Source organism: Luteitalea sp. (assembly GCF_044337415.1).
Classification (GTDB): Bacteria; Acidobacteriota; Vicinamibacteria; order Vicinamibacterales; family Vicinamibacteraceae; genus Luteitalea.
This window is the reverse complement of record NZ_JBIINP010000040.1, coordinates 1-21,499: the sequence shown is the minus strand read 5'-3', so window position 1 is coordinate 21,499 and position 21,499 is coordinate 1. Positions and strand designations below refer to the sequence as shown.

15 protein-coding genes are annotated in these 21,499 nt (G+C 71.6%); 6 read left to right on the top strand and 9 right to left on the bottom strand.

The genetic code is table 11. From position 1 onward, the window contains the following. Nucleotides 1-106 precede the first annotated feature (106 nt). The 6 genes from ACIRDX_RS09000 to ACIRDX_RS08975 form a co-directional block, all read right to left on the bottom strand. Entirely contained in the window at nt 107-3,022 is a 2,916-nt protein-coding gene (locus ACIRDX_RS09000; protein WP_396625081.1) for a hypothetical protein, read from the bottom strand. Then, on the bottom strand, nt 3,019-3,789 hold the full coding sequence (locus ACIRDX_RS08995; RefSeq protein WP_396625080.1) for a class I SAM-dependent methyltransferase: 771 nt from the start codon (nt 3,787-3,789) through the stop codon (nt 3,019-3,021). The genes ACIRDX_RS09000 and ACIRDX_RS08995 overlap by 4 nt, the downstream gene beginning before the upstream one ends. After that, complete coding sequence (locus ACIRDX_RS08990) at nt 3,786-4,727, bottom strand: glycosyltransferase (RefSeq protein ID WP_396625079.1); 942 nt, start codon at nt 4,725-4,727, stop codon at nt 3,786-3,788. Before ACIRDX_RS08990 ends, ACIRDX_RS08995 begins: the two co-directional genes overlap by 4 nt. Further along, nucleotides 4,724-8,308: a glycosyltransferase gene (locus tag ACIRDX_RS08985; protein WP_396625078.1), complete on the bottom strand. Its 3,585-nt coding sequence runs from the start codon at nt 8,306-8,308 to the stop codon at nt 4,724-4,726. Before ACIRDX_RS08985 ends, ACIRDX_RS08990 begins: the two co-directional genes overlap by 4 nt. Continuing rightward, complete coding sequence (locus tag ACIRDX_RS08980; protein WP_396625077.1) at nt 8,305-9,528, bottom strand: ABC transporter ATP-binding protein; 1,224 nt, start codon at nt 9,526-9,528, stop codon at nt 8,305-8,307. Before ACIRDX_RS08980 ends, ACIRDX_RS08985 begins: the two co-directional genes overlap by 4 nt. 172 nt (nt 9,529-9,700) lie before the next feature. Beyond that, nucleotides 9,701-10,777 carry an exo-alpha-sialidase gene (locus ACIRDX_RS08975; protein WP_396625076.1) on the bottom strand — a complete coding sequence of 359 codons (1,077 nt, stop codon included), beginning with the start codon at nt 10,775-10,777 and terminating at the stop codon, nt 9,701-9,703. A 131-nt stretch (nt 10,778-10,908) separates the two neighbouring features. Here ACIRDX_RS08975 and ACIRDX_RS08970 point away from each other — a divergent pair, with 131 nt between their 5' ends. After that, a complete protein-coding gene (locus ACIRDX_RS08970) occupies nt 10,909-11,727 on the top strand; it encodes an IclR family transcriptional regulator (RefSeq protein ID WP_396625075.1) in 819 nt (272 codons plus the stop codon). 71 nt (nt 11,728-11,798) lie between these two features. Here ACIRDX_RS08970 and ACIRDX_RS08965 read toward each other — a convergent pair whose 3' ends face one another. Beyond that, nucleotides 11,799-12,482: an RraA family protein gene (locus ACIRDX_RS08965; protein ID WP_396625074.1), complete on the bottom strand. Its 684-nt coding sequence runs from the start codon at nt 12,480-12,482 to the stop codon at nt 11,799-11,801. 208 nt (nt 12,483-12,690) lie between these two features. On the opposite strand from ACIRDX_RS08965, the gene ACIRDX_RS08960 reads away from it, so the two are divergent. From ACIRDX_RS08960 to ACIRDX_RS08940, 5 genes are all read left to right on the top strand, one after another. Then, nucleotides 12,691-15,093 carry a glycoside hydrolase family 20 zincin-like fold domain-containing protein gene (locus ACIRDX_RS08960; RefSeq protein ID WP_396625073.1) on the top strand — a complete coding sequence of 801 codons (2,403 nt, stop codon included), beginning with the start codon at nt 12,691-12,693 and terminating at the stop codon, nt 15,091-15,093. Beyond that, nucleotides 15,090-15,902: an HpcH/HpaI aldolase/citrate lyase family protein gene (locus ACIRDX_RS08955; RefSeq protein ID WP_396625072.1), complete on the top strand. Its 813-nt coding sequence runs from the start codon at nt 15,090-15,092 to the stop codon at nt 15,900-15,902. Before ACIRDX_RS08960 ends, ACIRDX_RS08955 begins: the two co-directional genes overlap by 4 nt. A 94-nt stretch (nt 15,903-15,996) precedes the next feature. Beyond that, nucleotides 15,997-16,983, top strand: coding sequence for a Bug family tripartite tricarboxylate transporter substrate binding protein (locus tag ACIRDX_RS08950; protein ID WP_396625071.1), 987 nt, complete (start codon nt 15,997-15,999; stop codon nt 16,981-16,983). Next, complete coding sequence (locus ACIRDX_RS08945; protein WP_396625070.1) at nt 16,980-17,393, top strand: tripartite tricarboxylate transporter TctB family protein; 414 nt, start codon at nt 16,980-16,982, stop codon at nt 17,391-17,393. The genes ACIRDX_RS08950 and ACIRDX_RS08945 overlap by 4 nt, the downstream gene beginning before the upstream one ends. A 2-nt stretch (nt 17,394-17,395) precedes the next feature. Continuing rightward, a complete protein-coding gene (locus ACIRDX_RS08940) occupies nt 17,396-18,913 on the top strand; it encodes a tripartite tricarboxylate transporter permease (protein WP_396625069.1) in 1,518 nt (505 codons plus the stop codon). A gap of 102 nt (nt 18,914-19,015) precedes the next feature. Here ACIRDX_RS08940 and ACIRDX_RS08935 read toward each other — a convergent pair whose 3' ends face one another. Both ACIRDX_RS08935 and ACIRDX_RS08930 read right to left on the bottom strand, forming a co-directional pair. Then, nucleotides 19,016-20,194 carry a sialidase family protein gene (locus ACIRDX_RS08935; protein WP_396625068.1) on the bottom strand — a complete coding sequence of 393 codons (1,179 nt, stop codon included), beginning with the start codon at nt 20,192-20,194 and terminating at the stop codon, nt 19,016-19,018. 11 nt (nt 20,195-20,205) lie between these two features. After that, nucleotides 20,206-21,342 (bottom strand): sialidase family protein, encoded by a 1,137-nt coding sequence (locus ACIRDX_RS08930; protein ID WP_396625067.1) that lies wholly within the window; start codon nt 21,340-21,342, stop codon nt 20,206-20,208. Between the last annotated feature and the right edge of the window lie 157 nt (nt 21,343-21,499).

Below are 21,499 nucleotides of genomic sequence, written 5' to 3'. Positions count from 1 at the left end.
GGCCATGGAGACGGCCGCTCCCACGCTGAGGAGCGCCACCGCTCGATTCGGCGACTCCCGATGGACACCAGCATCGGGCCGCGTCAGGCGGAGAGTTACCGTTCCCTCAGGAACGGGGCCGCTTGACGCGAGACATCAACGCAAAGGCGATGCCAGACAGGGTGAGGAGGGTCAGGCCGAGCGCGGGGCGCACGGACGGCTGGCGGAACTGCAGGTGCACCGTGCGGGCGCCGGGCGGCACCGCGACGCCGATGAGCACGCCATCGGCCACGTGCCAGGGGACAGCGCGTCCATCCACGGTGACATCCCAGCCGGCATGTGCGCGGTCGCCGACGATCAGCACGCCGCCGTCGGGCGCGTCGACGCTGATGGTCCGGGTGTCGTCGCCGAGGCTGATCGAGGAGACCCGGGCGGTGGCTGCCGGCTGCTGGCTCGGGCGGCCATCCAGCCAGGCCTCACGCACGGGGTCGAACGCGCCTGCATGCAACGCCGACGCGGTTTTGGCCGAGGGCGCCACTTCTACACGGTGCACGAACCAGGCGCGGGGGCGAGCGTGGGGGTTGCGGTACACGTTGAGGTCGCCGGCGCGCACGAGCGTCGCGTCGCCGAACCGCTCGGGTGCCGTCGAGAACGTGCGGAACCACACGGCGCGTTCGTCGGCGCGTCCGTCGACCTGCAGGCGCGTGCCGAGGGCGACGGGCGTCCCGGTGGCGAGCAAGGTGGCGCTGTCGTTCCAGCGGCTCCCCTCACTGCGGACGGTCACGGTGATCGTCGTGCCCGCCGAGCGTTCGCGCGGCGTCCACGCCAGGCGCCACCAGTCGTTGTCGCGGAGCGCGGCCTGCTCGACGGCGCCTTGTGACAGGACCTCGCCCTCGGCTGCGGTCACCGTCCAGTGCCAGCGCCCGCCGTTGCGTCGGGCGTAGGTCGCGACGAGCAGGTCGATCCCGCGGAGGCCGTCGTACCTGACCGGGACCGTGAACACGACCGTGCGTCCATCGGTCAACGGTCCGAGGGGCACGTAGCCGCCCGCGCGCGGCGTGAGGTCGAGCGGTGGCGCAACGATGTAGCGGGCGCCGAGGACGCCGAGCATACGGAGGTCGAGCGTGTCCCGCCGCAGGCCCACGTAGTCCCAGGTTGCCGCCCGCGGTGTGACGAGGTCGCCCGGCGCGCGCTGCGCCAGGTGCATGAAGTGCTGGTAGTCGGCGTCGCCGTGATAGTCGAACCCCGTCACGGTGGCGATGCCGTACATGGACCACACGTGGCCTTCCACGAGGTCTGCCGCGGTGTCGACGGGCGCCACGCGGAAGCCGGCGGCCTCCTCGCGCAGCCACGCGAGTGCGGGCGTGTCGGGGTAGTAGCGCTCGCGCGGCACGGTCGGGTTGAAGCCGCGATGGGCCTGCACGAGGTCGGCGCCGGCCAGGCCCACCAGCCAGAGGCCGCAGGCGGCGCGGAGTCGCGCATCGCGCACCCACGCGCCGGCGAACACGGGCAACAGCGTCGCCACGACCAGGAACAGCAGGCGCAGCACCTGTGTGCGCTCGAACTCCTGCAGGTGGCGCGCGCGCAGGTCCGGGAGCCACGCCATCAGCGCCGCGGCGGTCACGCCGACGAGCGCAGCGGCCAGCAGCGCCGCGCCCCCCGACAGGACGAGCCGTCGGCGGCGATCGGTCTCGGTGAGCCAGGCGTGGAGGCCCAGGCCGGCGAGCACCGCCAGCCCGCAGGCGGCCAGCGCGTACCACCGGAACGGGTTGGACTGCGACTGCCCCGGCAGCACGAGCAGCCAGCGTCCGGGGACGCCGCCGTAGGCCCTCGTGAGGGCCACCACCGTGAGCGCCGCGCATGTCCATCGGACCACGGAGAGCGGTCGAGGCAGCCGGGCCAGCAGCGCCAGGCCCGCCAGGATCACGACAACGACGCCGAAGTACGCCACGTGCTCCGGGTAGTTGGCCAGCGGGTCGGGGTGCCACCAGTTGCCGCGCACGGGCGAGCCCCAGAAATCGGGCAACGCGAGCGTGGCGAGGTTGGACCACGCCGCGCCCTCGGGCGAGACCACGCGTCCACCGGCGGGCGACGTGCGCAGCGCGGCCACCATGGGCCACCACGCCACCGCACCGACGCCGAGGCCGAGCAGGCCGCCGAAGACGAGTGTCAGCAACCGACGAGGGACCTGCTGCGCCTGAACAGTCCCGTTCTGCGCCTCGGCGCGCGCGGCCCAGAGTTCGGCGAGGCCGTACACGCCTGCGCCGAACAGACAGACGAGCGTGGTCGCGAGGTAGCCGCCGAGAAACATCGCGCCCGTGGCCAGGCCGAGTCCGACCATGTCGGGCGTGCCAGCGCCCCTGGCGCAGCGACGCACCTGCCGCAGGACGAGCGGCAGCCACGCGGCGACCGTCGGCATGGGGGCGCTGAGCCACGTGAGGAAATGGCCGTTCAGGCCGTAGGCGACGCCGGCCAGGGCGGCCGGAATCGCGCCTGCGCCGAGATCACGGAGGAAGAGCCACATGGCCAGCGCCGCCACCAGCAACCGGAGCGGCCCGTACCAGGTCACGGCATCGGCCGAGGGCAGCAGGTAGAAGGGCAGGCTGAACGGCGAGAACGCGCGCCCGACGTCGAGGCCCTGGAAGAAGGCAGGCACCCCCGCCAGCCGCGTCTCGTCGAAGTCGGGCCAGGCGCCATCGCGCAGGCGCGCGAAGTGCGTTGCCATCAAGGGCTGGTGGTAGAAGGCCTCGTCGGAGCGCGTGGGGTTGGCCGCCGCGTCGCGCGGTGCGTCGGCGGCCCACGGGTAGAACTGGAACACGAGGTCGGCGGGCGAGAACACCTCGCCATGCCGCCACTCCCGCTCGAACAGGGCGAGCAGGCACGCCAGCATCACCACCAGCAGCGGCACTAGCGCCTTGCGCGTCGCCGTCCAGGGACCGACTGCCGACTGCCGACGACCAACTGCCGGGTCCGGTGCTCCGTCGCCCGTGCCGTCCCCCGTACCCGGCACCCGGTACCCGGTACCCGTCTTCTCGTCTGTCATCGCCGTCCCACCAGTGCGAACTGCGATGCGGCGCGCCGCAGGCCGGGCACCGCGAGCCAGGCGCGATCGAGCGCGAACACGCCGCGCCAGAAGAGCCGCGACTCGCTCCGCACGAGCCACGGCAGCGGCCCGCCGATCACGTCGATGTAGTCCAGCCGCGTGTCGCGAAAGCCGGCGGCCACGGCCTCGTCGCGCAACACGTGAGGATCCAACGACGCTTCCTGCTCGGCGTGCACCGTGCTCCGGCGGCGGAACCAGCCTTCGAGCACGCGACGAAGCAGGCCCCGCGCGTTGGGATCGCGCACGTAGAGCCAACCGCCGTCCCCAGTCCACGTGTGGCACTGCGCCAGCAGGCGTCGGCGCTGTTCGGGCAGGAAGTGATGGAAGACACCCATCGCGTAGACCACGTCGAACGTCCCCTCGCCGAAGCCCTGCGTGTCGATCGGACCCGTGATGACCGTGACGTTGTCGAGGCCGGCGGCCGCGAGCCGCGCGCGAGCCGTCGCCGTCGCCGTCTCCGACAACTCGACGGCGGTGATGTGCGCCACCAGCGGCGCCAGTGCAAGCTCGTAGTCGCCGAGGCCCGCGCCGATCGACAGCACGCGCATGTCCGGGCGCAGCGTCACCTGCCGGCGGAACGCCGCCACGTTCCACGCGACGAGCTGACGGAAGCCCTCGCGCTCGAAGAAACGCTCCTCGAGGGCGCGGGTGTACCACGCGTTCTCGTGCGCGCGCTCCTGTTCGATGATCGGATCGGGCGCGTTCATGCCTGGCCTCCGGTCGGCGTCCACCAGCCCAGGTGCCACTCGACCAGCGCCGTCACGCCGAACGCGATCACCAGGGGCCACAGGCGCACGGGCGTGGTCGAGGACAGCACGCCCAGGCCGAAGAGCACCAGCAGGATCGCCAGCAGCACGAGCGTGGTGTGCGCCGCCGGCCACAGCCACAACACCTGGAGCAGCACGAGCGTGGTGGTCACGAGCGGGACGTAATCGACGGCCCGGGCACGCCCGTGCAGGCGCACGAGGCGTCGCTCGGCCTGGCCGTACCGACGCATCATCCGGCGGAACCAGGCGAAGGTGCCGGGACGATGGTGGTGCACCACCGCCGAGGGCACGTAGTAGAGCGATGCGCCGCGCTGCGTGAGTCGCAGATCCAGGTCGACGTCCTCGCCAGGCCACAGCCCCGGCCGGAAGCCCCCGACGTCACGCAGCGCCGCCAGGCGGTATGCGCTGCAGCAACTCGCGTTGTGCTGCACGTGGCGCGGCCGGTCGTCGCCGCGCGTGTAGTCGCTCACGATCGACGCCGCGCGGAAGAACGCCTCGAAGCCCTCCCGCAGCCACGCCTGTGCCTCCGGGAACACGTTGACCTGCCGGCCGCCGATGCCGGTCGCGCCCGAGGACTCGAGCCCCTCGACCAGCGCGCGCAGCCAGCCCGGGTCGGCCACGCAGTCGCCATCGGTGAACGCGACGATTTCGCCGCGCGCGACCTCGAGGCCGAGGTTACGGGCGGCCGAGGCGCCCGCCGCCGGCGTGCGGACGACACGCGCCCCACGGGCTTCCGCGATGCTGGCCGTCTCGTCGGTCGATCCATCGTCGACGACGATCACCTCGCGGTCGGGGTAGTCCTGCGCGTGCAGGGCATCGAGGCAGGCGCCGATGGTGGCGGCGCTGTCGCGGGCAGCGACGATCACGCTGGCCGTCACGCGCGGCGGGCCTTCCTGCGGGCGCGCCTGATGGCGACCGCGTTGCGCACCGACATGCCGGCGCGGACCGGGCCCCACTGCTTGAGGGCCTCCACGTCGGCTTCCTTCACCCCGAGGCTCAGGGCCGTGCGCTTGAGCCACCGCGATGCCTTGAAGCTCTCGTTCAGGTGGGCGCGGAACGCCACGACCTCCTGCTCGCGATCGGCGGCAAACTGCGGGTCAGCGCACCAGCGCCGCAGTGGCTCGACGACGCGATCCCACGTGAGCGTGTCGGCCACCTCGGCCAGCGACCGTCGCGCCGCGGCGCGCGCACCGGCGCCATCCAGCATCTCGGCGATGGCGGCGGCGAGTGCGTCCGCATCACCCGGCGGCACGGCCCGGCCGAGGCCGCGGGTGCGCACGAGGTCGCCGAAGTGATCGCCCTCGCTGCACACGATGGGCAGGCGCGCCCAGAGGTAGTCGAGCATCCGTGTCCTGAAGGCGTAGCGCGTCTCGAGATGCCAGTGGTGCGTGCTCACGCCGAGGTCGGCCTCGGTCAGGTAGAGGGCGCGCTCCTCGTACGGCACCCAGTCGTTGAAGATCACGTGGGTGCCCGCCACGCCCAGCGACTCGGCGAGCCGTCGCGAGCGCTCGACCACCGCCATGGGCGTGACCTGCGGATTGGGGTGCTTGACGCCCATGAAGAACAACTTCACGTCGTTGCGGGTGCGGGCCAGGCGGGCCACCGCCTCGATGAGCGTTTCGGGATCCTGCCAGTCGAGCAGCGACCCGCCCCAGAGCAGCACGCGGTCGTCTTCACCGATGGCCGGGTGCACGCCCTTCATCACGGCGCCTGACTGTCCGCGCGCCACGCGTGCGGCCCGCGCGCGGGCCGCAGCGGTCTCGATGGCCTCGGACGGCAGGCCGAACGGCACGACGTCGATCAGCGTGCGCAGGTCGGCGTCGCGCGCGACCGTTCTCGGGTTGACGCGTCCGGCCGTGTGGAGTGTCCCGATCCAGAAGTCCCGCTGGCGTTCGCTCGCGCACAGGAAGAAGTCGGCCTGCTGCAACTGGGTGTTCTGCACCGACAGGATCGCCGCCGCGTCCCGCTCGTGCGCCGGCGGGATGGCGCCCCCGGCGGCGCGCTGCTGCTCGAGGTGCTCGATCGTGAACGGGCAGTAGAGGTCGGCGACGATCGGGCAGACGAGTGCCGACAGGAACGGGTACGAGGTGAGCGCAAAGCCCTGCACGACGACGGCGTCGGCGGTCTCGGCCTGGGCCTTCAGCGCGGTGGGCCGCGCGGGGTCGAAGGGCACGAGCGCGACACTGTCGTCGCGGATGTCCATCGGCATCGGCGCGCACACCGTGACGCGGGCCGTGCGACTCAGCGCCCGCGCCATCTCGAGGACGCGGATGGCCGGGCCCGACATGTTGGCGCGCAGCGCCTCGTGCGTCACCAGCAGCACGTGCGGCCGGATGCCGAGACGGGCCCGCAGCCCGAGCGCGTCGATGAGGGCCTTCTGCGCGAGGCGGTAGGAGCGTCGGCCATCGAGTTCATCGAACGGCCGGCCCAGGAACGGCAGCACCTCGTCGTCGGGCACGCGGCGGCGCTGCTGCTGCGCGTCGTGCAGTGCGAGCAGGCGCGGCAGGTCCTCGAGCGTGGCCCCGATGGAGGCCAGTTCCGGCATCGGCACCTGGGCCAGGATGCGGCTCGCAGAGACAGGCGCCGTGGCCGTGCCCGGCGACGCGTACACGTCGGGCGGTACCGGATGACGGCGTGCCGGCTCCAACCACGGGCGCAGCCGCGCGTGCAGCGGCGTGCCGAGCCACACGAGATCCTGGGCGATGCGCAGGCCCGCGAGCAGGAGCAGGGCGGGCAGCACGTGCGGCAGCGTCCGGTCGTCGTAGTTGCGCAGGGCGATCCAGAGCGCGTTGCGCGCGAGCACGAACCGCTTGTGCGCGTGCGGTTGCGTGCGCACCGTGGCACCGTGCCGGTGGTACGCCACGGCCTCGGCGACCGTGCGCACGTCGTACCCGGCCATGCGGAGCCGCCAGCCGAGGTCCACATCGTCGTAGTAGGCGAAGAGCGCGGGGTCGAAGCCCCCGGCCTCCTCGTAGGCGCGGCGCGTGACGGCGAAGGCTCCGCCGTTCGGGAAGAACGACTCGGCCAGGGCCATGCCCGGCGTGTACGCCTGCCCGTACTGCTCCTGGTAGCCGCGGGCCTCGAAGCTGGCGGTGCCGCGCACGAAGTCGATGTGCGTGCCGTCCCAGTTCATCACGCGCGCACCGGCGCATGCCGAGCCGTCGGCCATGCCACCCACGAGTCTCGAGATGAACCCCGGCTCGAAGCGCATGTCGTTGTTCACGAACACCAGCACATCGCCGGTCGCCGCCTCGACGCCGGCGGCGTTGCCGCCGGTGAAGCCGCGGTTCTCGGCCAGGCGCACGACGCGCACCTGCGGAAACCGCGTGGCCATCAGCGACACGCTGTCGTCGGCTGACCCGTTGTCCACGCAGAGGAGTTCGAGCCGGTCGGCGGGGTAGTCGCTGGCGAGCAACGACGAGAAGCACGCCTCGAGATGATCGCGCCCGTTCCAGTTGACGACGATCACGGACACGCGCGGAGCCTCGCGCTCGTCGCCGCTGACGCTGGTCGGCGGCGAGGCGGGTCGCGTGTCGCCGTCGAGCGTCGCGCGGCCGATGACGGGCACCAGCCCACGCGAGGCCCGCGTCCGCGCCAGCGCCGGCAACTCGTGGGCGACGGAGTGCAACGCCGCGAGAGGAATCGCCGTCGCCGGTTCGTCGGCCGGCCACACGGCATCCGGGGGCGGGCCCCCGAGCCGCGTGCGCAGCTTCCGGGCCAGCGACGCTCGCCCCCAGTCGCCGCCGAAGGCGATGCCCAGCGCCTCGAGTCCCGTGCCACGCCAGGCCGAGGCCAGCAGGCCGAGGAGGACGGGCGTCAGCGCGTCGCCCAGCTCGTCGGCCGGGGCATGCGCGAATGCCAGGCGGAGCGCGGCGCGCCAGTGCAGGAACTGCCGGACGGCAGGATCGAGCGGATACGAGTCGACGTCGACCGTCACCGCTGGCATCGGCAGCCACGCCGTGCCGCCGTGGCCAGCCAGGCGTGCGGCGAGATCCTCCACCACGCCGTACGACCAGAGCGTGGCATCGAGTCCACCCGCGTCGAGCACGGCCTGCCGTCGTGCGGCCCAGGGCACTGATGTTGCGACAGGCAGCGGAAGCGCCGCCGTCGTTGCGGCGATCCAGCGATCCTGCCAGCGACCTCCGGGTTCGGGGGCGACGGGCGCCGCCTGGGCGACGGCGAGGGGGTGCTCCTCGAGGGCCTCGACCAGTCGTCGCAGCACGTGCGCGTCGGGCTGCGAGTGGACGTCGAGCACCAGCACGTGCGCGGCGTCGATTCGGGCCAGCGCCTCGGCGATCACCGCCGCCGCGCCGCGCGGGCTCGCGAGTACGTCGCGTGCGACGACTACCGGCACGTCGGCGCCGAGCGCGCCGGCGAGGCGGCTGCGCCACGTGGCCTCGACATCGCCCGCAGGCCAGCGCGCGCCATGGACGATGGCGGCCAGGCGTTGGGCGCTCACGGACCGACCGGCTCCCGGGTGGGGGCGGGGACCAGGCGCCAGGTGCCGCCCAGCGTGACCTTGCCGAAGCGCTCCAGGGTGCCGCCCTCGGTGACCGTGAAGGTCGCCACGCGCTCGCGGTGGTCCAGCGGTTCCACGAGGTGGTAGTCGTACGCCGACACCGACACCACGTACCGGCCCGGTAGCAGCGACAGGTGGTCGATGGTGTAGCGGACCTCGCCGTCGCCCTCGACCTCAGGAATCACCAGCCCGCCCGTGCGTGTGTTGGGGCCGGTGAGGTGCGTGCCGTCCTCGTGGTACACGGCGAGCCCGAAGACCGGGCGGGGCACGCGGGTCGCGGCGCGGTAGCCGAAGGCGATCGTGAGGGCGTCGCCGGTCTGCACGCTGGTGATGGGCTGATCGTGCGCATCGAGCAGGCGCACCTGCGGGATCTCGATCTCGCGGGAGCCCCAGCGGTACTCCCCGGCGACCTCGCCGCTGGCGGCCGCGATCTGGTGGTAGCGCGAGATGACGTCGGCGGCCGGCCCCAGGGCGATCAACTCGCCGCGCTGGAGCAGGCAGGCGCGCGAGCACAGGCGCTCCACGAGCAGCAGGTCGTGCGACACGATGATCACCGTGACGCCCTGCGCCTGGAACTGCTGGATCTTGCGCAGGCACTTGCGCTGGAAGGCCTCGTCGCCGACGGCGAGCGCCTCGTCGACCAGGACGATCTCGGGATCGAGGTGCGCGGCCACCGAGAAGCCCAGGCGCATGTACATGCCCGACGAGTAGTTGCGGACCGGCGTGTCGATGAAGCGGCCGAGTTCCGCGAAGGCGACGATCTCGTCGAACTTCGCGCGGATGACGTTGGACGCGACGCCGTGCAGGGCGGCGTTCAGGAAGACGTTCTCGCGGCCGGACAGGTCGGGGCTGAAGCCGGCCCCGAGTTCGAGCAGCGAGGTGATGCGACCGTTGGTCTCGACGCGGCCGCCGTCGGGTTCGAGGATGCCCGCGATGATCTGGAGGAGGGTGCTCTTGCCGCACCCGTTGTGGCCGATCAGGCCGAGCGTCTCGCCGCGGTCCACCGAGAAGCCGACGTCGCGCAGGGCCCAGAACGTCTCGCGCGCGTCGCGGCGCCCGCCGACGAGCCCCACGAGTCGCTCCTTGAGGCCGCTCCCGCCCTGGTGGTAGAGCGTGAAGCGCTTGGAGACGCCGTGCAAGGCGACGGCCGGGGCAGACACCCCGGAAGTATAGCGGCGCGCGGCGCCGCCATACTTCCGGAATGCCGCGATGCTGCGATGCCGAATGCCGAAGGCCAAAGGTCAAGGCCCAAGGGCCGAGGACGGCGTACAGGCTGCGGGCCAGAGGCGGCCTGATCAGGTCGCCTGCAGCCCGTCGCCCGTGGCCTGTCGGCTACTTCCCCCTGATCCAGGCCTCGGTCACCACTGCGTGGTTGATCACCTTGCGGCCGTCCGACGTGTAGACCACGTGGATGCGGCCGTCGCGGGCCTGAAAGGCGACGGGGTACGCGAAGCTGTTCTTTCCGGTGGCCAATGCCCGCTTGAGCGGCCACGTGCCGTCCTTGTCGTCCGACAGCGCGAGCATGAGCGGCGTCCGCTCCCACATGTGGTCGTTGTAGACGAGCAGCAGCGCGCCCGACGACAGCTTCAGGAAGTCGACGGCCGAGTTCGGGTTCGGGAAGGCGGAGTCGCGCCCCTCGGTCCAGGTCCGTCCGCCATCGCGCGATTCGGCCCGCACCAGCCACCCGTCCTTCGTCGGGCCGTAGCCGCCGCCCCGGCGGGAGTAGGCGATCAGGTGGCCCGGCGAGACCTCGACGACGGCCGGCTGGATGTTGCCGCGCGCCGAGCGGATCTCGCCGAGCGCCTCCCAGGCGGGCGCCTTGGCCTTCGGGTCGAAGCGCAGGAACCGCGAGGTGCTCTTCGGGCCCACCTGCTCGGTGTCCTCGCCATCCTCGAAGTACACCGGCAGCAGGTAGGTGCCGTCGGCGAGCACGAGGGGGCGGTTGCGCACCATCATCCCGGGCTCCAGGGCGACCGGGAACGCGTCCGACCACGTGACGGCGAGATCGCGTGAGACCTTCGCCTGGATGCGCGACGTGCCCCAGGTGTCGCCATAGCGCACCACGTAGAACAGCCACACGAGGCCGTCCGGCGCCTGCCAGATGACGCCGTTGCCGACCGACCGGAACGGGTCGTGGGCCACCGGCACCGGCGTGCTCCACGTGGTCGTGCCGGCCTTCAGCCGGGCGCCGAACACGGTGGTGTCGCGCGCGTACTCGCCCTCACCCCCGTAGTACACGAGGTACAGGTCGCCGTTGGACAGCTCGGTGAGGCACGCCGGGTGCTTGTACGGGCCGGTCGCGGTCTCCGGGCCGAACACGCGGCGCACGACGGGCGCCGCGGGGGCCTGCGCCAGGAGGGGAGCGGCAACAGCGGCGATCAACAGGGCGGCTAGGGCAAAGGGACGCATCAGGCAGTCTCGCATCGTGGTGGAGGGCTCGCCGGCCCCGACGCGGGACGTGAGCCACGGGGCCAAGGTCGAACGCCGGGCGTCCGGCGTCCAGGGGGCAGTGACGTGGGCGCTACAATGACGGAACCCGGATGCCGAGCCGCAGCTCCCGCCCCACGGTCGCGACACGCAAGGCGACGACGCGCGCCCGCGACGACAAGTACTACTCCAAGGTGATCGGCCGCGCCCTCGAGATCCTGGCCGTGCTGCGCAAGGCGGACGGACCCCTCGGACTGGCCGACATCGCCGGGCGCGTCGGGCTGGCCAAGAGTTCGGCCTTCCGACTCCTGCACACGCTCGAAGTCTCCGGGTACGTCGAGCGGTCGGCCGAAGGCGCCTACGCGCTGTCTGCCGACCTGCGTGTGTGGGGCGATGGCATGCGCGTGAGCGACCTGGTCGGCGCCGCCCTGCCGCACATGCGCACCCTCAGCCGCGAGTTCGGCGAGACGATCACCCTCGCCATGCACTTCGACAACCGCATCGAGGTGGTGGCCACGCTGGACAGCCCACAGCTGATTCGCATGGCGAACACCGTGGGACGCATCCTGCCGCCCCACGCGAGTTCGCTCGGCAAGGCCATCACCGCGCACCTGCCGGACGACGTCGTGGAGCGCCTGCGGCGCAGCTACGGCACGCATCGGTTCACCGAGCACACGATCACCGACGAGGTCGCCCTCAAGCAGGAGTACGAGCGGGTCCGCAAGGATGGCTTCTCGACCGATACCGAGGAGAGCGTCCTCGAAGGCTGCTGCTTCGGCGCGCCCATCACCGGGCCCGACGGCGTCGTGCTGGCCGCGCTGAGTCTGTCGCTGCCCAAGATGCGCCTCCGCGACAAGGCGATGCAGAAGCAGATCATCGCCGCCGTTCGTGAAGCCGCCACCGCCACCAGCGCGGCGATGACGCGCGCCTGACCGCGCCTGGCGTCGACTCACCCACTGCCGACTGCCGACTCCCGACTGCCGACCCTGCGCTTCCGTGCCCGTCAGTGTGTGAGCTTCCACTGGCGGAGCTTCTCGACGGAGAACCCCGGTGTCCGGATCAGGTCGAGCAGGGCCCGCTCCTCGGCCCGCACGGCGTCGCACGCGGCCGCGACATCGGCGGCAATCGACAGCGGGATCTCCAGCAGGCCGTTGACGTCCCCGTGGAGCAGGGTCCCGGGGGCGATCGGCAGACCGTGAATCTCCACGGGCACGTTCACGTCGAGGATCACCGGCTGCCCGTGCGAGACGACGAAGCCCGGGCAGAAGTACTGGAAGCCGCCAAGGGCCTCCACCTCCTTGACGTCGCGCAGGCCCGCATCCGACACGCAACCGACCGCGCCGAGGACCCTGGCGGTCGTGGCCATGATCTCGCCCATGTGGCAGCCCTTGCGCGGGTCGGGGCCAACGTCCTTGATCACCAGCACGGCGGGCTTCGGCGCCGCTTCCAGCGCGGCCCACAGGCCGATCAGGCCCGCACCGTCAGGCCGCCCCTCGGTCGTGCTGTCGGCCGTGCAGGTCACCGCGTACCCCAGCATCGAGCCATAGTGCGGGAACGCGCAGCGGAGGTCGCGGTCGGCATAGCCGTCGACGCGGCGGCGCACCATGAAGCGCTCGATGGCGTTGGCGACCGTGGGGCTGTCGATGGCCGCCAGGGCAGCCAGTTGTTCAGGCGTCAGTGTGGGCATGGCGGACAGACAGGGCAGCACAGGCGACAGGCGTCGGGCCACAGGCTACCCGAGTCGCCGGCTCGAGCGAGGTGCCCCCGCTACCCGTGACCCGCTACCCGCTACCCGTTCCCGCCGTTGTGAGTGGCATTTATAAAACAGCTGGTGTAGAAAATGGAACGACTTTCAAAATGACGCCGCCGCACTCCCCCTCCCGGAGGCCTTGAACATGTCTGCGCCCGTCCGCTCGACCCTGGCCCTCCTCGGATGGCTGGGCCTGCTGTCGGCTCCCGTGTCCGCACAGGCGCCTGCCCAACCGCTCGACCTCAGCACCGCCACCATCGTCATCACGGCCGACGCGACGCCGCGTGAGCGCATGGCCGCGACGGTGCTCCTCGAGGAGGTGCAGAAGCGGTCCCTCGTGCGCTGGACCATCGCCGACCGCGCGGCCAGCGGTGCGACCGTTCACGTGGGGCGGCTGGCGTCGCTGCGACGCGGGCCGCTCGCCAATCGCCTCGGCGGACAGGCGCCTGGCGCGGAGGGCTATCGGATCAGCACGGTGCCGGGCAGCATCGTGGTGGCTGGCACCGATGATCGCGGCGTGTTGTTCGGCGTCGGCCGCCTGTTGCGCGCGCTCGAGATCCATCGCGACCGCGTCGTGCTGCCGGCCGCGCTCGACGTCACCGAGACGCCCGTGGTCGCGATGCGCGGTCACCAACTGGGCTACCGGCCGAAGACCAACTCGTACGACGCGTGGGACGAGCGTCAGTGGGATCAGTACATCCGCGACCTCGCCATCTTCGGCACCAACGCGATCGAGCTCATCCCTCCGCGATCGGACGACGCCGCCGACAGCCCGCACTTCCCGCGCCCGCAGATCGAGATGATGGTCGAGATGTCGCGCATCGCCGACAGGTACGGCCTCGACGTGTGGGTGTGGTATCCGGCGCTCGACGAGTCGTACACCACCGAGGCCGACGTCACGCGCGCGCTCGCCGAATGGGCGGGCGTGCTGAAGCAACTACCGCGGCTCGACGCCATCTTCGTGCCCGGCGGTGACCCCGGCCACACGGAGCCGTCGGTGATGTTCCGCCTGCTCGAGCGGCAGACGGCGAGCATCAGGGCCTTCCACCCGAAGATGACCATGTGGATGTCGCCGCAGGGCTTCACGGCCCAATGGATGGAGACGTTCTACGGGCTCATGGCGAAGCAACCCGCCTGGCTCACCGGCATCGTCATCGGCCCGCAGAATCGCGACACGCTCGCCACCGTCCGCAAGCGGATCCCCGCACAGTACCGGCTCCGCCGCTATCCCGACATCACGCACACCATCCGCGCCGAGTACCCGGTGCCGCTCTGGGACGTGGCCTATGCGCGCACGCTCGACCGCGAGCCGATCAACCCGCGACCGTTCGACCAGGCCGCCGCCTTCCAGCGCTGGCTATCGGTGTCGCCCGACTTCATCACGTATTCCGAGGGCTGCAACGACGACCTGAACAAGATCGTGTGGAGCGCCCTCGGCTGGAACCCGAAGGCCGACGTGCGCGAGATCGTGCGGCAGTACGCGCGCTACTTCGTCGGCCCCGCGTATGCCGAGCCGCTGTCGGAGGCGATCATCGGCCTCGAGGAGAACTGGCGTGGCCCGCTCGCGGCCAACGTCGGCGTCGAGCGGACGCTCGCGCAGTTCCAGGCCATGGAGCGGGCGGCGTCGCCGCGCGACCTCCTGAACTGGCGCTTCCAGCAGGGGCTCTATCGCGCCTACTACGACGCCTACGTGCGGCGCCGGCTCGTGCAGGAGCAGGCCGCGCAGGCGCAGGCCACGAGCGTGCTCGCCACTGTCGCCGGTCTCGGGTCGATGGCCGCCATGGCCGAGGCCGAGCGCGTGCTCGCCCAGTCGGCGGCGCAGCCGGTGGCCGCCGACCTGCGCACCCGCGTGTTCCAACTGGCCGAGGCCCTGTACCAGAGCGTGCGGATGCAGTTGTCGGTGCCGCAGTACCGGGCGATCGCCGTCGGCCGCGGCGCCAACCTCGACCTGATCGACGCGCCCCTCAACGACCGCGTGTGGTTCTCGGAGCAGTTCGTCGCCATCCGCGCCCTGCCCAACGAGCGCCAGCGCGTCGAGGCGATCGAGCGCCTCGCGCGATGGACCGATGCTGGTCCCGGCGGGTTCTACGACGATCTCGGCGCCCCTGGCGTCCAGCCGCACCTGGTCGCACCGCCGGACTTCCGGCAGGACCCGGGGCCCTATCTCTCCGGGCTCACCGGGTTCGGGTCCCTGCCCAACTGGCGGTTGTCGTGGATGAGCCATGCCGAGGCGTTCTACGATGGCGCCCTGCAGATGCGGTACGCCGGGCTCGACCCCACGGCCACCTACAAGGTGCGGGTGGTCTACGCCGGCGACATCTACAGCCAGAGCGTGCGCATCCGCCTGACGGCAGACGACGCGCACGAGGTGCACGCGGCGATGGCCAAGCCCTCGCCCGTGGCACCGGTGGAGTTCACGATCCCGAAGGCCGCGACGGCCGACGGCGCCCTCACGCTCACGTGGCGGATCAACGAGGGCATCGGCGGCGCGGGCCGCGGCAACCAGGTGGCCGAAGTGTGGCTGATCAAGGACACGGCGACGCAGTGACGACGAACGAGGGCACGGGCGCGGGGTGGGTCAATCCCGTGAAGGCGCGGCTGGCGCGCGGCGAGTACGTGGTGGGCATGCCTGTCACGGCCACGAGCCTCGACATGGCGCTCGTGGCGGCGCGCGCCGGCTTCGACTTCCTGTGGATCGAGATGGAGCACAGTCCGATCACGCTCGAGACCCTGCGCGGCATCGTCCTCGCGACGCGCGGCCTGCCCGCCGTGCCGATCGCGCGCGTGCCGGCTGGCGAGACGTGGATGGCCAAGCGCGTGCTCGATCAGGGCGTGCACGGCGTGGTGTTCCCCTTCATGAGCACGCCGGCGGCCGCCGAGCAGGCGTCGCGGGCGTGCCGGTATCCGCCGCGGGGCGTGCGCGGGTCCGGATCGGGCCTGGCCGAGGGCACCTGGCCTGCCGTGCCGTCGTACTTCGACTCGGCCGACGATCAGGTGCTCGTGGTGGCGGTCATCGAGCAGGCCGAGGGCGTCGAGCGGTGTGAGGAGATCGCCGCGGTCGACGGCATCGACGTGCTCTTCGTCGGCACGAGCGACCTGTCGTTCTCGATGGGGCTGCGCGGCAACATGATGCATCCCGACGTGCTGAAGGCCGCCGAGCGCGTGCGCGACGCGGCGCATCGGCACGGCAAGCACTGCGGACGGCCGGTGGCCTCGCCCGAGTCGGTGCAGCGGTTCGCGTCGGAGGGCTTCCGGCTGTTCCACGCGGCCTCGGACCTCACCCTGTTTGCCGAAGGTGCGAAGGCGTGGCTCGACCCGCTCGGCCGCGCCAAGGGTGGGCCTCGTGCGGCGTACTGATCTCGCGCCGGGAATCGGGAATCGGGAATCGGGAATCGGGGCGTCTGTCCTTCCCGTCGACCTGAAGGTCGACGGCCACGAACCTCGGGAGTTCGTGGGTGTCGACGTTCACGTCGACACACCCCGTCGGCGGTTCCTGCAGGCCGGGCTCGCGGTAGTCGCGGGCTCCGCAGCCGCCTGTGCGCGGCAGGAAGGGCCCTGGCCCTCGCGTGAGCTCCGCGTCATCGTGCATGCGGCGCCAGGCGGCATGTCCGACACGGTGGCGCGATTCACGTCGCGCGGGTTGAACGAACGCCTCGGCGTGCCGGTGCTGTGCGAGAACCGCGTCGGCGCGATGGGCGCAGTGGCCTTCTCCGCGGTCAAGTACGCCGCGCCCGACGGCTACCTCGTCGGCTACGCGCCGGTGGAACTCGCCGTGGTGCCGCACCTGAAGTACGTCGACCTCGCGACCACCGACTTCGATCTCCTCGCGCGCCATCACCGCGCACCCGCGGCGCTGGCCGTGCCCGCGGCGTCGCCCTATCGCACGCTGCGCGAGTTCGTCACGGCCGTGCGCGGCGGGGCGCGCGTCGCCATGGGCGCGGCGGGTCCGCTCAGCGTCTGGCACCTCGGCACGCTGGCGCTGGCGCGTCACCTCGGGCGCCCGTTCGTGTTCGCGCCGTTCCCCGGGTCGGGGCCCGCGACCACGGCGCTGCTCGGCGGCCATGTCGATGCCGTGATGGCTGGCGTACCCGAAGTGCAGGCGCTCGTGCGCGGCGGGGCGGTGCGCCTGCTCGGCATCATGGCCGACACGCCGTCGCCGGTCTTTCCCGAGGCGGTCACGTTCCGCAGCGAGGGTCTCGACCTGATCTTCGAGGCCTGGGGCGGCTTCATGATGCCGAAGGGCGTCGCGCCCGCGACGCTGGCGCGACTCGAGCAGGACATCCTCGCGGCCTTCACGCAACCACCGTTCGTCAAGTACTGCCAGACGGCCGGCCTCGACGTGCAGCCGCTCGGCTCGCGCGACTTCCGCGTCTTCGTCGACGCCGAGGCGACGCGGTACGCGCGCCTCGTGCGCGAGTTCGGGTTCGTGCCCGCATGAGCGGTCCGCGCCTTGTTGCCGACGTCCTCGCCGTGATCGCCGCGGCAATCGCGCTGACGACGATGTCGTGGCCTGCAGGGACGCAGGGGGTACCGGGCCCGGCGCTGGTGCCGCGCGTGCTCGCCGTGGCGCTGTTCAGCGTGTCGCTGATGATCCACCGCCACCCCGGCACCGCCGCGCCGCCCTGGGTTCGTCACCAGCGCGAGGTGCCGCTCACCATGGGCCTGCTTGCGGTCTATGCGTTGCTGTGGCGCGTCGTGCCGAACGGGCACGGCGTGCTCACCGGCCTCGTGCTGCTCGCCTTCCTCCGCCTCACGGGTCTGACCTGGCGAGGCGCGGCCATCACGGCCGTGGTGATGGCCACGGTGCTGCAACTCCTCTTCGAGCGCGGGCTGGGAGTCCGCTTCTAGCCATGCCCGGCGATCCGATGCTCCTGCTGGCGCCCCTGCTGTCGCCCGATGCGTGGCTGTACGTGCTCATCGGCGTGGCGCTCGGCGTCCTGTTCGGCAGTCTCCCCGGCTTCACGGCCACCATGGGGCTGGCGGTGCTCACCCCGTTCACGTTCTGGGTCAAGCCGGACCAGGCGATGGCGATGCTGCTCGGCCTGCTCGTGTCGGCCATCTTCAGCGGTGGCGTTCCCGCCATCCTGCTGAACACGCCCGGGACACCCGCGTCGATCGCCATGACGTGGGACGGGCATCCGCTGGCTCGCCAGGGGCGGGCCGGTCTCGCGCTGGGTTTGAACGCCATCGGCGCGTTCCTCGGCATCTTCCTCAGCCTCGTCGTGCTGCTGATCGCCGCGTTGCCGTTGTCGCGCCTCGCCCTGCAGTTCGGTCCGGCGGAGTACTTCGCCGTCGCCGTGTTCGGGCTCAGCACGATCGTCGGCGTGTCGGGCGGTTCGATGCTGAAGGGCGTCGCTACCGGCATCATCGGCCTTCTGCTCGCGGTCATCGGCCTGGACTCGATCACCGGCTACCCGCGGTTCACGTTCGGGCAGCCGGAACTGCTCGACGGCGTCTCGTTCATCCCGGTGATGGTCGGCCTGTTCGGCATCGCCGAGGTGTTCACGCAGATGGTGAGCCCGCCGCGCCAGCAGCTCGACGGCTCGACGCAGACCACCAACATGCTGCCGACGCGCGAGGAGGCGCGGCCGCTGTGGATGCACGGGCTGCGCGGCTCGCTGATGGGGATCTGGATCGGCATCATGCCTGCCGCGGGCGCCGACGTCGGCGCGATTCTCGCGTGGGACCAGAGCCGGCGCTTCTCGAAGACGCCGGAGAAGTTCGGCAAGGGGTCGCTCGAGGGGCTGATCGCCGCGACGACGGGTGCCAACGCGGGCATCGGCGGGTCGCTCGTCACGACGCTGGCCCTGGGCATTCCCGGGGATTCGGCGGCCGCCGTGCTCATCGGCGCGCTGCTGATGCACGGCCTGCAGCCAGGACCACTGCTGTTCCGCAACCGCCCCGACCTCGTCGCGACCATCGTCGCGCTCGTCTTCATGGCGTCGCTGGTGACGCTGGTGTGGGGCCTGCTTGGCGCGAAGGTGCTCGCGAAGATCCTGAAGATTCGTGACCAGTACCTGTGGGCCACGGTGCTCGCCGTCGCGCTCGGCGGGAGCTACGCGCTCAACCAGTCGACCGGCGACGTGTGGACCGCGCTGCTCGGCGGCGTGCTCGGCTTCCTGCTGCGGCAGCAGGGCTTCCCGATGGGGCCGCTCGTGCTGGCGCTGATCCTCGGGCCGATGGCCGAGTCGAACCTGCGCCGCGCGCTCGCGTTGTCGGAAGGGTCGATGGCCACGTTCGTCACGCGACCGATCTCGCTGTTGTTCCTGGTGCTGGCGGCGCTCACGCTGCTGTGGCCGCTGTTCTCGAAGAAGGGCGGCGACAGTCGACTGCCCGATTCATCGGTGCCCGACAGCGACACATTGTGAATTCAGGCGGGCTTCGCCCAGGTTCACAATTCAGAATTCAGGGCGCAGCGAACACCGGCGTCCGCCCCGCGCTTCATTCTGAACTGTGAATTCTGAATTGCTCTACGGTTTCCACAGCGTTGCGGCGATATAGCGCTCCGGGCCCTTGGCGTCGTTGAAGTAGTAGGCCGTGACGACGATGCCGTCGGGGCGCTGCACGGCGCGCGCGTAGCCGAGATCCCAGTCGACGGCGTCGTCGCGCAGCGTGATGCGTGGGGCCCACGTGCGGCCCTGATCCTCGCTCAGCACCGCATACATGCCGAACGGCTTCTTGCGATCCCCATACATGAGCGCCAGCCGGCCATCGGCAAGCGCGAGCAGGGCGCCCGGGTTGCCGCGACCCGTGTCGGCCACCGGCGTGCCGGCTGCCGACCACGTGCGCCCGGCGTCGGCGGAGACGAACGCCTCGAGGCTGTGGCGATCGCCGGCGCGCGTGCGCACCACGCTGTAGAAGCGACCGTCGGCAAGGCGCACCGTGGTCGGCATGATCCGCCAGCCCTCGGTCTCCGGGCCGATCCACCCGAGCTGCTGCCAGGTCAGGCCGCCGTCGCGCGTCTCGATCGCCATCGGGCGGCCTTCGCGCCCGTTCGGCTTGGCGGCAGTGACGACGGCCACCAGGTGCTTCGCGTCGAGCACGAAGTAGTCGCTCCGCGCCGTCACGCCGGGCGTGCCGAACGCCGGCAACGTGAAGGGGCCGCTCCACGCGCGTCCGCGGCTCGTCGTCGCGTAGAACCACGATGGCCCGGTGTGGTTGTCGGCCATGCGCAGGCTCAACGCGAAGCCGGGCGCGGTGAAGTCGAGCGGCTCGGTGAGGGCCACGGGCATGCGTCCACCAGGTTCGGTCGGGACGCCGGACATGTGTCCGGGCCAGGGCGGCGGGACCAGATCGTCGTGCAGTTCGATCGCCCAGTGCCTGCCACCGTTGCCACTGCGCGCCAGCAGGTGGCGTTCGGGCACCGAGCGGTCGACCGGGTGGCGCTCGGGATCGCCCGTCTTCAGGCGTCCGTCACTGAAGCCGACGAGAATCTCGTTCCGCCAGATCCACATGCCGTGGTTGGCGGGCCAGCCGCCATAGTGCCCGGGCTGTCGCCAGATCTCCACGTGCTCGAGGCCGTTGGCCGGTTGCGGCAACGGGCGCGGTTGCGGCGCCGCGGCGGATGGCTGCGGTGCCTGCGACTGCCCGAGGACTTCGGTGGAGGCCGCGAGGAGGGTGGCGTGCGTGAGGAAGGTGCGTCTATTCATTGGGGCGGCGGTCACTCGTCGGGATGCCATAGCGTTGCGCCGATGTAGCGCTCGGGGCCGGATGCATCGTTGAAGTAGTACGCCGTCACCAGTCGACCATCGGCGCGCGCGACCGTGCGCGGATAGCCCAGGTCCCAGTCGGCCGCGCCTGTCCGCAGCGCGCGCGGCGCCGACCATGTCGCGCCATCGTTGGTGCTGATCACCACGCGCATGCCGAAGGGCGCGGCGCGGAAGCCGTAGACGCAGCACAGCCGGCCATCGGCGAGGCGCACGAGGCTGGCCGGGTTGCCACGGCCCGTGTCGGCCGCGGCGATACCAGTCAGCGTCCATGACTCGCCGCCGTCGTCACTGCGATAGCCCTCGAGGTGGTGCTGCTGGTCGTCGCGACGGCGGATCACGGTGAACAGCCGCAGGCCACCGAGCGAGACCGTCGCCGGCATGATGCGAAAGCCGTCGGTTTCAGGTCCGATCCAGCCGAGGCGCTCCCACGTGCGCCCGCCGTCGCGCGTCCGCAGCATCACCGGACGGCCTTCCTTGCCATTGGCCTTGAACGCGGTCATGCCGACGAGCAGTGTGTGGCGATCGACGACGAGGTAGTCGGTGCGCGGGTCGAAGCCGCGCGTGTCGAGCGCGGGCATGGCGAAGGGCCCGGACCACTGCCGCCCGCGATCGCGACTGACGAACAGCCAGGCGCCGGCGGTGCCGTGGGCCGCGCGGAAGGTGAGGGCGAGCCCGGGCGCCGTGAAGTCGAGCGGGGTGTCGATCGTCGAGGGTGTCGGCAGCACGAGCGGTTCGCCGGTGACCGCCCGTCGTTCTGGTCTGGGCGGCGGCTGCAGCGCGGCTGGCGTCTCGACCGCCCAGGACCGCCCGCCATCGAGCGACCGGGCGAGCACGTGCTGTTCGCCTGCGGCGCGGTCGATCGGATGCCGGTTCGGGTCACCCGTCTTCAGCGTGCCGGCGGTGAAGCCCACCAGCAGCTCGTCGCCCCAGCCCCACATGCCGTGGTTGGCCGGCCAGCCACCGTAGCGTCCGCTCTTGCGCCAGACGACGACGTGTTCGGCGGCGAGGGATTGCGCGAAGGCGCCAGGCGCCAGCATGGCCGCTGGCACCGAGGCCGTCAGGCGACCGAGGAAGGTCCTGCGATGCATGGCAGTCTCCGGTCCTGCGGTGGCAGTTCGGAATTGCCACCCCACTGGCTCATCGCGTACCGACGAGTGCGTGGCCCAACGCGGCCTCGACGCGCGTCATCCACTCCGGGGCCCAGGCCAGGTAGGCCTCGCGCTGGGCGAGGCGGGTCGGCGAGGG

Coding starts and splice junctions, on each gene's coding strand:
- ACIRDX_RS09000 (WP_396625081.1), bottom strand. CDS start 3,022: ATGACAGACGAGAAGACGGGTACCGGGTACCGGGTGCCGGGTACGGGG.
- ACIRDX_RS08995 (WP_396625080.1), bottom strand. CDS start 3,789: ATGAACGCGCCCGATCCGATCATCGAACAGGAGCGCGCGCACGAGAAC.
- ACIRDX_RS08975 (WP_396625076.1), bottom strand. CDS start 10,777: ATGCGTCCCTTTGCCCTAGCCGCCCTGTTGATCGCCGCTGTTGCCGCT.
- ACIRDX_RS08970 (WP_396625075.1), top strand. CDS start 10,909: ATGCCGAGCCGCAGCTCCCGCCCCACGGTCGCGACACGCAAGGCGACG.
- ACIRDX_RS08965 (WP_396625074.1), bottom strand. CDS start 12,482: ATGCCCACACTGACGCCTGAACAACTGGCTGCCCTGGCGGCCATCGAC.
- ACIRDX_RS08960 (WP_396625073.1), top strand. CDS start 12,691: ATGTCTGCGCCCGTCCGCTCGACCCTGGCCCTCCTCGGATGGCTGGGC.
- ACIRDX_RS08945 (WP_396625070.1), top strand. CDS start 16,980: ATGAGCGGTCCGCGCCTTGTTGCCGACGTCCTCGCCGTGATCGCCGCG.
- ACIRDX_RS08940 (WP_396625069.1), top strand. CDS start 17,396: ATGCCCGGCGATCCGATGCTCCTGCTGGCGCCCCTGCTGTCGCCCGAT.
- ACIRDX_RS08935 (WP_396625068.1), bottom strand. CDS start 20,194: ATGAATAGACGCACCTTCCTCACGCACGCCACCCTCCTCGCGGCCTCC.
- ACIRDX_RS08930 (WP_396625067.1), bottom strand. CDS start 21,342: ATGCATCGCAGGACCTTCCTCGGTCGCCTGACGGCCTCGGTGCCAGCG.